Below are 12,908 nucleotides of genomic sequence, written 5' to 3'. Positions count from 1 at the left end.
TTTCGCCTTCTTTAATTGAAAATTTAAATATAGAAAATATTTATATAATTGTAGCAAAAAAAAATAAATTTTCATGTTTTTAAAAAGATTAATTTTAATTAAAGTATTTTCTTTTAAAATTTTTATTTTTAAAATATTTTAATAAAGTGAAATTATGCTAGAACTTACAAGTGAATTTAAACCAAGTCCTGATCAAAAACAAGCCATAGAAGGCATAGTAAAAAGTATTAAAAAAGGTAACAAATATCAAACTTTATTAGGGGTTACAGGTAGCGGAAAAACTTTTACCATGGCTAATGTCATCAAAGAACTTCAAATGCCAACTCTTATTATGAGTCATAATAAAAGCTTGTGCGCCCAACTTTATAGCGAATTTAAAGGCTTTTTTTCTAAAAATCATGTGGAGTATTTTATCTCTTATTATGATTATTACCAACCAGAAGCTTACATTCCACGCACTGATGTCTTTATAGAAAAAGACAGTTCCACAAATGAAGATCTAGAAAGATTAAGACTAAGTGCTACAGCTTCACTTTTAAGCTATGAAGATGTTGTGTGTATCGCAAGTGTTTCGGCTAATTATGGACTTGGAAATCCAAATGAATACATTGGAATGGTTTTAATTTTTGAACTTGGTATGCAAATTTCACAAAAAGAACTTCTTAAAAAACTTGTAGATATGGGTTATAAAAGAAATGATAATTTTTTTGATCGTGCAGATTTTCGTGTGCAAGGTGATACTATAGATATTTATCCTGCTTATTATGAGGATGAAGTAGTAAGGCTTGAATTCTTTGGTGATGAACTTGATAGCATGTATCATTATAATGTTTTAGAAAATAAAAAAGGCAAAGATTTAAAGCGCTTTATTTTATATCCTACAAGTCAATTTAGCGTCGGTGAAACGCGTTTAAAACAAGCTATTAAAGATATCAAACAAGAATTGAATGAACGCTTAGCTCAATTTGAACTCGAAAATAAGCTCGTAGAACACCAACGTTTAAAACAACGTGTTGAATTTGATCTTGAAATGCTTACGAGTATAGGTATGTGCAAAGGCGTAGAAAACTATGCTAGACATTTAACAGGTTTAAAAGCCGGAGATACACCTTATACGCTATTTGATTATTTTGCGATTAAAGATAGGAAATTTCTTGTCATTGTTGATGAAAGTCATGTTTCATTGCCTCAATTTCGCGGAATGTTTGCTGGAGATAGAAGTAGAAAGCAAACTTTAGTAGATTATGGCTTCCGCCTACCTTCAGCTCTTGATAATCGTCCTTTAATGTTTGATGAATTTATCCATAAAAATTGTCAATTTCTTTTTGTTTCAGCCACCCCAGCACCTCTAGAACTTGAACTAAGCAAAGAAAATATTTTTCACCAAATCATGCGTCCAACGGGCTTGCTTGATCCACTTATAGAATTAAAAGACAGCGACAATCAAGTTGAAATTTTATTTGACGAAGCTAAAAAAGTGATCGATAAAAATGAACGTGTCTTGGTTACAGTGCTGACTAAAAAATTAGCCGAAGAGCTTACAAGGTATTATTTAGAGCTTGGCATTAAAGTAAAATACATGCATTCAGATATTGATGCAATAGAACGCAATGAAATCATTAGAAATCTTAGAAGTGGTGCTTTTGATATGTTAATTGGTATTAATTTGCTTAGAGAAGGGCTTGATTTGCCTGAAGTTTCACTCATTGCCATTATGGATGCTGACAAAGAAGGATTTTTAAGAAGCACAACAAGTCTTATACAGACTATGGGAAGGGCTGCAAGAAATGTCAATGGGAAAGTATTGCTTTTTTGTAAAAAAATTACAAAATCCATGCAAGAAGCTATGGATACAACTAATGAACGTCGCAAACTTCAAGAAGCCTATAACAAAAAACACAATATTACTCCAACCTCAGTTAAACGTCACATAGAAGAAAGTTTAAAAAATGAGGAAGATTTAGGAGAAATTTATCGCAAAGGTAAAAAACTTGAAAAAATGCCTGCTAGTGAAAGAGCTAAGCTTATTAAGGAACTTCGTAAGCAAATGTTAGAAGCAGCAAAAGCTCTTGAATTTGAAAAAGCAGCAGCTATAAGAGACGAGATCAATAAAATGAAAAATTTATAACAAAAATATATCCCTTGTTCTCACTCCAACTTCATTAATCAAAGCGTTTAAAATTTCATATTGAAAATCTTGCAAAGGACGCTTTTCTTTTAAAACTATACCAATAACCCCTTTTGTTTTTTCTCCATCTTCTATAGGCAAATACATCGCATTAGCATTTGGCAAGGTATTGGTGCAAAGCCCTGCTCTTTCACGATTTGTAGCCACCCATTGAGCAATAGCAATTTCATCAGCACTAAAACAATTTTTAAGTATTTGTTTATCATTATTAAAAAATAATAATGGCTTGGATAAAATATTATTTTTACTCATAGGATAAATGATTATAGGTAAATTTAATAATTTCAAAGCTTGATTGCCAAGTTGCTCCCAAAGTTCTTGTTTGCTTTTTACTCTGGCTAATTTTTCACTATTTTCAAGCAAAATTGCTGTTCTGTAAGCTCTTTTTGCTAATTCTTTGGATTGAAGCTTTAATCTTCTTGTAAAAATAGAAGTTAAAAAACCAACAATAAACATAGTCGCAAAAGTAATTATATTTGCACTATCATGAATTTTGAAACTAAAAAAAGGTTTTAAAAAGAAAAAATTATAAAATAATACACTAACTAAAGAAGAATACAAAGCATAAAATTTATTATCCGATATAAAAGAAGAGCTAAAAACAGCCAAAATAAAAACCATCACTATATTGCTAGGTTGAGTGTCGAATTGATGAAATATAAAAGCGATGATAATTGCTAATAATAATATAGCATTAATCATAATAAAATTTAAAAAATTAAAACCTTTTTTTCTTGTTATTTTGGGCGTTTTAATTTCGCTTTCATTGACTAGATATAAGTCAATATTTGGACTTTTTTTTGCCACAGCTTCAAAAATTTCTTCTTTAAATTTTTTCTTATTTTTATTTTTCCCTAAAACTATTTTAGAAACATTGCTAATACTAGAATATTCAGCAATTTGACCCGCTACATCTTCATCATAAACGCTGATAATCTCAGCATCAAAACTCTTTGCAAGTTCTAAATTTTCTTTTAATGATTTATCCTCTTCAAGGTTAGAATTTTTTATACAAATAGCACTTAATTTTGCATGAAAAGCACTTGCAAGTCTTGCAGCTGATCTGATAACTTTGGCATTGCTTTCATTGATACAAACTAAAATATGCTCTCCAGTATGATAAGTTAAGTCATCATTAATAAGCCTTTGTTCATTTGCTCTTAAATTGACTCTTGATGCAAGTCTTCTTAAAGCAATTTCTCTTAAGGCTACCAATCTTTCTTGTCTAAAAAAATTTTCTAAAGCTAATTTAGCCTGTTTTTCTTTATAAATCTTACCCTCTTGCATCCTTTTTAGAAGTTTATTAGGCTCAATATCCACAAGTTCTACTTGATCGGCTTCATCAAAAATACGATCAGGAATTCTTTCTTTAACTTCTATTTTGCTGATATTTGCCACCAAATCATTTAAACTTTCTAAATGCTGAATATTTAACGTAGTATAAACATCAATACCCGCTTTTAATAATTCTTCTATATCTTGAAAACGCTTTTCATTTCTAAGACCTTTTGCATTTGTGTGCGCTAATTCATCAACCAAAACTAAAGCCGGTTTTCTTTTTAAAGTAGCATCTAGATCAAATTCTTTTAAGGTAATATTTTTATAAGAGATTTCAAGATTTTCAATGCTTTCAAAACCTTCAGTCAAACTCATAGTTTCAGGTCTATCGTGGGGTTCTATATAACCCAAAACGACATCGACTCCATTTTGCAATAAATTTCTAGCCTCACTTAACATAGCATAGGTCTTTCCAGATCCTGCTGCATAACCTAAAAATATTTTTAGTTTAGCAAATTTATTTTTTTCCTCTTCTTTGGCTTTTACTTCAAATTTTTTAAGAATTTGTTCGGGTGTTTGTCGTTGCATTTTTACTCTTTTTCATGGCCTTATTTATAGCTATATTTGCTTTTAAAACATTAACTTTCATCTCACCAAAAATACCTAAAAATTTATCTTGTGTGCTATTATTGATGATTTTTTCTACTTGATTTTTACTTAATTTTGAAAATTTGACTATACGAGGAATTTGTATCCATGCTGCTTGTTTACTAATATGCGGATCAAGTCCTGAAGCTGAAGCATTTAATAAATCAATTGGAATTTCCTTTTTTGAAACATTTGGATTTTGCTTTAAAAATTGATTTAAATCCTTTATCATGCGCTCTTTTAATGCAGGATTAGACATAGAATAATTAAAACCACCTGAATTAACACTGCTTTGATTAATATCACTTGTATTATAATTTACAGCTGAACTTCTTCCATGTAAAAAATAAGGCTTGTTAAAAGCTTGACCTAAAAGCTCTGAGCCAACCGCTTTATTTACATCAAGTGTAGCTTGTCCATTTTCATCGATTAAACTTCCACTCGCCTCATAAGGAAAAATAAATTTAGCTATCTCATTTAATGTAAAAGGATAAATAGCACAACACAAAACAAGCATAACGATAAAAAAACTAAGCAAAGTTCTAATCATAATCAAACTCCTAAAATTCCAAGTAGCCAAGCCGTAGGAATATCGATGATTTTAATACCAATAAAAGGAGCGATCACCCCTCCAATTCCATAAATCCCTAAATTTCTTAAAAGTAACATTTCACTTTTCATAGGTCTAAATTTAACACCACGCATAGCAATAGGTATAAGCAAAGGAATAATCACAGCATTAAAAATCAATGCTGATAAAATAGCACTTTGTGGAGTTGCTAAATGCATAATATTTAAAATTTGCATCTGTGGCAAAACCACACTAAACATAGCTGGTAAAATGGCAAAATACTTAGCAATATCATTAGCCATGCTAAAGGTTGTCAAACTTCCTCTAGTGATCAATAAACCTTTGCCTATTTCAACAATTTCTAAAATTTTTGTAGGATTAGAGTCAAGATCAATCATATTAGCAGCTTCTTTAGCAGCTGCAGTTCCTGAATTCATCGCTATACCAACATCAGCTTGTGCGAGTGCTGGAGCATCATTAGTGCCATCTCCTGTCATTGCGACAATTTTACCTTCAGCTTGTTCTTTTTTTATAGCTTCTATTTTATCTTCTGGCTTACATTCTGCTATAAAACCATCAAGTCCGGCTTCTTTGGCTATTGTAGCCGCTGTTAAGGGATTGTCTCCTGTGCACATAAGTGTTTTTATGCCCATTTTTCTTAATTTTGCAAATCGTTCTTTAAGACCTGGCTTTACAGTATCTTTTAGATAAATTACTCCTAAAATTTCCTTATCTTGACTTACCACTAAAGGAGTTCCACCTAGATTTGAAATTTGCATGACTTTTGCTTCCAAATCACTTGGAATTTCTCCACCCATTTCATCAATATAGGCCTTAATCGTATCAAAAGCCCCTTTGCGAATTTGAGTGCCATCTTTTAAATTAACCCCACTCATTCTATTTTGAGCACTAAATTCGATCACTTCTTGAATTTCTTCTTGATCGCGTTGATATCCCATTTTACCTGCTAACGCAACAATACTTTTTCCTTCTGGAGTTTCATCTTTTAAAGAAGATAATAAACAAGCATGGATCAATCGCTCCCTATCTACTCCTTGAACTTCATAAAATTCATTAGCCAAACGATTTCCAAAAGTGATCGTACCTGTTTTATCTAAGATCATGGTATCAACATCACCACAACTCTCCACGGCTTTTCCAGAAAGTGCTATCACGTTAAAACGAGTTACTCTATCCATTCCTGCTATACCTATAGCTGAAAGAAGTCCTCCAATAGTAGTAGGAATCAAACATACAAGCAGAGCAACTAGCCAAGAAATAGGCAAATTAACATTTAAAAACTCTATAAAAGGATACAAACTAACCACAACGATTAAAAAACTTAAACTAAGAACAATTAAAAGAATATTTAATGCGATTTCATTAGGTGTTTTTTGACGAGCAGCCCCTTCAACTAAATTGATCATTTTATCTAAAAAGCTTTCTCCAGCACCGACTAAAATTTTAATTTTTAAAAAATCTGTTAAAACCGTTGTTCCTCCAGTTACAGAAGAAAAATCACCCCCTGCTTCACGCATCACAGGCGCACTTTCTCCAGTAATTGCCGATTCATCAACGCTAGCCGCTCCTTCGATAACCTCTCCATCATTAGGTATAAGTTCTCCTGCTTTAACTAGAACAATGTCTCCGATTTTTAATTTACTAGCGCTTAGCATTTCTTCACTGCCATCATTTTTAATCACTCTTGCCTTAAAGTCTTTTTTACTTTGCTTTAAAGTGGCTGCCTGTGCCTTTCCTCTACCCTCGGCTATACTTTCTGCAAAATTTGCAAACAATAAAGTAATAAAAAGAACTAAAGTGATTAAAATATTATAAATTCTTTCTTGATGATCGCCTCCAAATAAACTAGGAAAAAAACTTAAAATAAGCGTGATAATAAAACCAATTTCTACCATAAACATTGTAGGATTTTTAATCATAAAACGCGGATCAAATTTAAAAAATGCTCCTTTAATTGCTGTGCTTAGAATTTCTTTTGTGATAAGTTTATTTTGTTTTTTAGACATTAGTTCTCCTTGTTTAATGCCATAAAGATAAATATTCAGCCACACTAGAAAGTGTCAGCACTGGAAAAAAAGTTAATGCCGCAAAAATATAAACGATACAAATTAAAACAAACATAAAAGTCAAAGTATCTGTTTTTAAGGTATTTGTATTATTTTCTTGGGTTTTTTGATTTAAAAATGATCCTGCAATTGCTAATTGTATAATCAAAATAAGATAACGCCCACAAAACATTGCAAAAGCTGTGCTTAAATTCCAAAACAAATCATTATCTTTAAGTCCCTCAAGCCCAGATCCATTATTTGCAGTTGCGGATGTAAATTCGTATAAAATTTGAGCTAAATCATGAAAGCTAGGATTTGTGATGCTATCTTTTGCAAAAATTACTCCCAAAGCACTTAAAACAAGGATCAATAAAGGATGTATCAAAATAGCTAAGGCAATGAGTTTCATTTGCCTACTTTCTATTTTTTTTCCTAAAAACTCCGGAGTTCTTCCTATCATCAAGGCACAAATAAATACACACAAAATAACATAGATCATCATATTCATAAGCCCAACACCATCACCACCAAAAGCAACATTAAGCATCATATTAAGCATAGCAACTCCTATGCTCAAAGGATTTAAACTATCATGCATATTATTAACACTTCCTGTTGTAAAAGACGTTGTAACAGCACTAAATAAACTGGATGAATTAACCCCAAATCTTAATTCTTTTCCCTCTAAATTTCCCAAAGTTTGATTAAGTTCTAAAGAAGATAAATTAGGATTTGGAAGAGTTTCACTATAATGGATAATAATTAAAGAAATTAAGAAAATAATACCCATAGCTCCAAAGATAACTCCGCCTTGTTTTCCCATCAAAGCAAAACCTTGTTTTTCTTTTCTATAATGAATCATCAATCCAAAGGCTACAACACAAGAACTAGGAATTAACATCATGGATAAAATTTGTATAAGATTGGTTAAAGCATTAGGATTTTCAAAAGGCATACTTGAATTAGCTCCAAAAAATCCTCCACCATTGGTTCCTAAGTGTTTAATAGACTCAATAGCAGCAACAGGGCCTGTAGCTATAGTTTGAATTTTATTTTCTAAAGTTACAAGATTAAAATTTGGATAATAATTTTGCACTACACCTTGAGAAATAAAAATCAAAGAAATAATAAAACTCAAAGGAAGTATTAAACGTGTCATCACACGAGTAAAATCCTCATAATAATTTCCCATTTGCATACCACAAAATGCCCTGCAAAAAGCCATACAAGCACAATATCCGCTCACGCCAGAAACAAACATAGCAAGCAAAATTCCTGTGCTTTGAGAAAATAAACTTAAAGCATTTTCCCCGCTATAATGCTGTAAATTAGTATTAGTAATAAAACTAATAGCGGTATTTAAACTCAAATCTAGCGGCATTGATTTGATAGAGTTAGGATTTAAAAAAAATCTATCTTGTAATAAAAAAATAATGAAAGAAAAAATAGCCACCAAAAGATTAAAAATACACAAATGAAAAGAATACTGTTTCCAAGTCATATTTTTTCTATCGATAGCGCAAATTTTATAAATAAAAGTATCTATAGGATTAAAAATAAAATCAAAAATAGTTTTTTTAAAATTAGCAATTTTATATAAGTATCGTCCAAAAATTAAGGATAAACCAAAAGCTATAAGAAGTACTATTACAATTTCTAACATATTATTCCTTTAGAATTTTTCAGGATATAAAAGTGCATAAAAAAGATAGCAAGCAAGCAATAAACTTAAAATCAATAAAAAGATCATTCATAAAATCCTATTAATAAAAATCATTTACAATAAAGGGTTTTAATTCTATCCTTGCTAGCCTTATAATTTGCTTTATTATTTTCAAACTAAAGATATCCTGCCATCATTGTTATAAAATAACCCGCTATACAAGAAGAAACCACGCCAATAAGTCCAGGTAAAATAAAACTATGATTGATCACAAATTTACCAATACGAGTTGTCCCTGATCGATCAAATTGTATAGTAGCCAAATCACTCGGATAAGTTGGCAAAATATAATACCCATAGCAAGCAGCCGCAAAAGCTATGATCACACCTGCTTCAACACCAATACTTAAAGATAAAGGAACAAAAGCAGAAATAGCTGCTGCTTGAGAATTAACAAATTTTGAAATTAAAAGAAGCATTAAAGCATAAGTCCAAGGATGCTCTTTAACTATATCTCCAAATAAAGCTTTCATCATAGGAGTATGGACTGCAAACATCGTATCAGCCATCCAAGAAATTCCAAAAACTGCCACAAGGGCTACCATACCGGATTTAAAAATTTCGTTAGAGCCTATCTTTTTTACATCTGTTTTTGTAAAAATAATCATCAAAGCACCCGCTAAAAGCATAAACATTTGAATGATTGATACCATAGAAATATAATTATAACTTGGATTTCCAAGCTTATCTTTTTGAGGGATAGCTACAATCGCTTCTGAATGATCTTTTATATTAGAAGTTAATTTTTTAAGATCAATTACAGCCTTATTGCCTCCACTTAAAGTCCATTCTACTGTATTATCAATGTGCGCTTGATACACCATTTTTTGACCCCAATTGGGTTTTAAATCATCAAAAATTCCAATAATAGCTACTGAAAAAATTGCAAGGATAAAAATCCACATTGCAACCCAATTACTTTTTGCCAATTTAACCCCCAAAAGCGTTTTAGATTCTCCGTAAACATATTTTTTAAATTCTAAATCTTTTAATTTTTCTTGAAAAACCTCATCTTTATCCAAATCTTTACCTCTAAACCAAGAAAAAATTCCCACACATAAAACACCTATGAGCGTACTAGGTATAGTGATTTGAAGTAAATTAATGTAGCCATCAAAACCGGCCAATTTATGAGAAGTATTTAAAAGCAAAGCTGTTAAACTTACAACCGCTACAGAAACAGGGCTTGCAATAATTCCCATTTGTGAAGATATAGAAGCTGCTGCCATAGGACGTTCTGGACGAATACCATTTTTAATGGCAATATCATAAATGATAGGCATTATAGTATATACCATATGCCCTGTTCCACAAAGCATTGTCAAAAAACACGTAACAAAAGGAGCTAAAAGGGTTAAAAATTTAGGATTTTTTCTTAAAATTTTTTCAGCAATTTGAAGCATAACATCCAAGCCACCGCTTGCTTGCAAAGTCGCACTAGCAACAACTACAGCTAAAATAGTAAGCATAACATCAATCGCAGGTTTTCCAGGCTGGATATGAAAAACAAAAACTAGCATCAAAATGCCTATTCCACCTAATAAACCAAGAGCTATACCGCCTTTTTTAGCACCATAAAAAAGACAAATAAGCACTACCACTATTTGAATAAAAAATTGCCACCCTTCACTAAGATTTGTTAAAAAATCCATTTTAATTCCTTTTTAAATTATAAAAATCAATAATTTCATTGTAGCATAATTTAAAAAGAAAAGATAATATTTATTAAATAATATAAATAAAAATTAAATATAAGAAGTTTTAAAAAAACTTATCCTTCAAGTTCGTAAAGTTTTTTTCTATCTGTAGAACTTGCGATATTGAGATGTTTTCGGTATTTAGTAACCGTTCTACGCCCAATATCGATCTTAAATTCATCCTGTATGAGTTTTAAAATTTTACTATCACTTAAAGGTTTTAAGCGATTTTCATTTTTAACCAAATTTGCGATAAAATCTTTTACACTCGCATTAGAAGTTTCTCCTTCTTCATCAAGAGCAAAAGCAAAAAAATCTTTTAAAGGAATCAATCCTCTTTCACAGCTTAAATATTTATTTGCAATCGCCCTTGAAACCGTAGAAGCATTGCGATCTAAATCTTCTGCAATATCTTTTAAAGTCATAGGTTTAATATCTTTACCCACAAAAAAATCATACTGATGCTCTACTATCATCAATCCAATTTTATATAAAGTTGCTTTTCTCATAGCCAAAGCATCTACTAAATTTTTAGCCTCTTTAATGTAATGTGCTAAATATTCATGGTCAATTCCATCTGTTTCAATAGAAATTTCAGGATAATACTCATCATTAATTTTTACTTTAATTTCATTATTTTCTCGAAAAATAAAAATATCAGGAATGATAGCTTGAGAATCTTCAAAATATTCCAAAAAAGGAGGAATGCTGAATTTTTTTATCACAGAAATTGCTTGAGTATATAATTTTTCTTTCGTATAATTTTGAATATTTTCAAAATCCAATATAAGCATTTTGCAAAAATCATAGAGTTCTTCATCTATATTTTCATTTTCAAGAGCAAATAAAAAAGCTTCTTTATAGTCTTTAGCACCCACACCTATAGGATCTAAAAACTTAAAACGCATCCTAATGCTTTCAATATCCTTTTCATCAATATCTTGCATGACTTCTTGATCGTATTCAAAATACCCTTCATGATTAAGACATTCTATGATTTTATTTGCAATATTCTGAGATTTTTTTGTAGGAAAAAGCGGAGGGATAATTTGCTCATTTAAAAGTTCATAAACACTTTTTTTACCAATACCCATACTTTCAACCATAGCTGAATTTGTATTGTTTTTATAAAAAGAATCAAAATAACTCTTTCCTTTTTCAGAGGTTTTAATCGCATCTTGAATATTTAAAAAAGGATTTTCTTCTGCAAATTTGTCCAAATTCTCTTTTAAATCTTCTATATTTGCCTGTAAAATAGGAAGCCACGAACGCAAGGTTTGAGAAATTTTTGTTTTTGCACTTTGAGTAATCTTTTGCTTTAACATTAATCTAGGAGTTTAAACTCCGCTCCTAAATAGTATTTTTTTACATCTTTATTGTTTGCAATTTCTTCAGCATTCCCACTTGCCAATAAAGATCCAGAACGAATCACATATGCCCTATCGCAAATAGCTAAAGTCTCTCGCACATTATGATCAGTAATTAAAATTCCAATATTTAATTTCTTAAGTTCTTTAATCAAAGCTTGAATTTCAGAAACTGCTATAGGATCGACCCCAGCAAATGGTTCATCAAGAAGTAAAAATTTAGGCTCACACATCAAACTTCTTGCCAACTCACAACGCCTTCTTTCACCGCCACTTAAACTCAAACCTTTTCTTAAGCGAATCGGTTCTATACTCAAGAGTTCAAGCATTTGCTCTACTTTTTCATTTAATACTTTTTTATCTTTATAAAAAATTTGTGCCGCTAAAAGCAAATTCTCTTCAACGCTTAAATCTTTAAAAATACTACTTTCTTGTGGTAAATATCCAATTCCCTCTCTAGCACGTTTATTTAATGGCTCTTTCGTAATATCCACACCATCAAGCAAAACTTTTCCATTACTTGGAGTTATTAAACCACATATCATATAAAAAGTAGTGGTTTTTCCTGCTCCATTTGGCCCTAAAAGTCCAACAACTTCGCCACTATTTAATTCTAATGATACATCTTGTATAATTTTTGTTTTTTTTATGATTTTTTCTAGATTGATGATTTGTAATTTACTCATAAAATTTCATACTTTCTTTTATTTTCTTTAACGCTGATTTTAACAATTGTAGATAAAATTCCAAATTGCAATAATTTTTCTTTTAACTCATCATCTCCCCATTCTACCAGATGCAAACCTTCTTCAAATAAATTATCAAACAAGCCATTCTTTAAAAGCCCATCTAAGCCCTGCTGATAAATATCATAATGATATACACAAATATTTTTATTTTGGTATTTTTGCATGATAGAAAAAGTTGGGGAAGTAACCTGATCGCTTAAATTTAGAAATTTAACCCAAGCTTGAACTAAACTAGTTTTACCACTAGCTAAATCTCCTTGCAACAAAACCACTCCATCGCAAGGCAAATAAGAAAAAATTTGATCTAATTCTTCTTTAGATAAAATCATTTCTTTCATAATTTTTCCACGTATTGATTTTGGGTATTTTTAGGAATACTTTTAGTAGAAGGTATGGCCAAAACCCTATATTCTTGAGTGTATTGCATGAAATGCAAACTAATGATATCTCCTATTTTCACTTCCTTACTCGCTTTAGCGACTTTATCATTGACTTTGACCACTCCGCTTTTACACATATCTTCAGAAATTGCTCGTCTTTTTGTGATATTAACCACATTTAAAAATTTATCCACTCTCATAGGAATGAATTTTAGCAAAAAAAAACAAATTTTGGAAC

The 12,908-nt window shown here is 30.8% G+C and carries 10 protein-coding genes and 1 pseudogene; 1 reads left to right on the top strand and 10 read right to left on the bottom strand.

The window, feature by feature from the left end; genetic code table 11:
* The first annotated feature begins 154 nt into the window (after positions 1–154).
* On the top strand, positions 155–2,128 hold the full coding sequence (gene uvrB / locus H2279_RS02535) for an excinuclease ABC subunit UvrB (protein WP_337195482.1): 1,974 nt from the start codon (positions 155–157) through the stop codon (positions 2,126–2,128).
* Here the strand turns inward: uvrB and H2279_RS02530 are convergent.
* From H2279_RS02530 to H2279_RS02485, 10 genes and pseudogenes are all read right to left on the bottom strand, one after another.
* Positions 2,123–4,054, bottom strand: a complete 1,932-nt coding sequence (locus tag H2279_RS02530) for a sensor histidine kinase (protein ID WP_137624183.1) — start codon at positions 4,052–4,054, stop codon at positions 2,123–2,125. The genes uvrB and H2279_RS02530 overlap by 6 nt on opposite strands.
* On the bottom strand, positions 4,023–4,664 hold the full coding sequence (gene kdpC, locus H2279_RS02525; protein ID WP_337195481.1) for a potassium-transporting ATPase subunit KdpC: 642 nt from the start codon (positions 4,662–4,664) through the stop codon (positions 4,023–4,025). Before kdpC ends, H2279_RS02530 begins: the two co-directional genes overlap by 32 nt.
* Positions 4,665–4,666: 2 nt before the next feature.
* Complete coding sequence (kdpB, locus tag H2279_RS02520; RefSeq protein ID WP_137624185.1) at positions 4,667–6,712, bottom strand: potassium-transporting ATPase subunit KdpB; 2,046 nt, start codon at positions 6,710–6,712, stop codon at positions 4,667–4,669.
* 13 nt (positions 6,713–6,725) lie between these two features.
* On the bottom strand, positions 6,726–8,417 hold the full coding sequence (gene kdpA, locus H2279_RS02515; RefSeq protein ID WP_337195480.1) for a potassium-transporting ATPase subunit KdpA: 1,692 nt from the start codon (positions 8,415–8,417) through the stop codon (positions 6,726–6,728).
* Positions 8,418–8,426: 9 nt separating this feature from the next.
* Positions 8,427–8,504 (bottom strand): annotated as a pseudogene (kdpF, locus tag H2279_RS02510) (K(+)-transporting ATPase subunit F); the annotation flags it as partial.
* 89 nt (positions 8,505–8,593) lie between these two features.
* A complete protein-coding gene (locus H2279_RS02505) occupies positions 8,594–10,129 on the bottom strand; it encodes an anaerobic C4-dicarboxylate transporter (protein WP_337195479.1) in 1,536 nt (511 codons plus the stop codon).
* Between the two features lie 119 nt (positions 10,130–10,248).
* Positions 10,249–11,499: an RNA polymerase factor sigma-54 gene (locus H2279_RS02500; protein WP_337195478.1), complete on the bottom strand. Its 1,251-nt coding sequence runs from the start codon at positions 11,497–11,499 to the stop codon at positions 10,249–10,251.
* The gene (gene lptB / locus H2279_RS02495; protein WP_137624189.1) at positions 11,499–12,227 is read right to left on the bottom strand and encodes an LPS export ABC transporter ATP-binding protein; all 729 of its coding nucleotides are present in this window, start codon (positions 12,225–12,227) and stop codon (positions 11,499–11,501) included. The genes H2279_RS02500 and lptB overlap by 1 nt, the downstream gene beginning before the upstream one ends.
* A complete protein-coding gene (tsaE, locus tag H2279_RS02490) occupies positions 12,224–12,628 on the bottom strand; it encodes a tRNA (adenosine(37)-N6)-threonylcarbamoyltransferase complex ATPase subunit type 1 TsaE (RefSeq protein WP_337195477.1) in 405 nt (134 codons plus the stop codon). Before tsaE ends, lptB begins: the two co-directional genes overlap by 4 nt.
* A complete protein-coding gene (locus H2279_RS02485) occupies positions 12,625–12,870 on the bottom strand; it encodes an RNA-binding S4 domain-containing protein (RefSeq protein WP_337195512.1) in 246 nt (81 codons plus the stop codon). The genes tsaE and H2279_RS02485 overlap by 4 nt, the downstream gene beginning before the upstream one ends.
* Positions 12,871–12,908: the final 38 nt, after the last annotated feature.

Origin of the sequence: Campylobacter sp. B0100352/1 (genome assembly GCF_020135855.1) — a bacterium.
Taxonomy (GTDB): Bacteria; Campylobacterota; Campylobacteria; order Campylobacterales; family Campylobacteraceae; genus Campylobacter_D; species Campylobacter_D taeniopygiae.
Note: the sequence above shows the minus strand (reverse complement) of the source record. Positions and strands in the feature narration are given on the sequence as shown.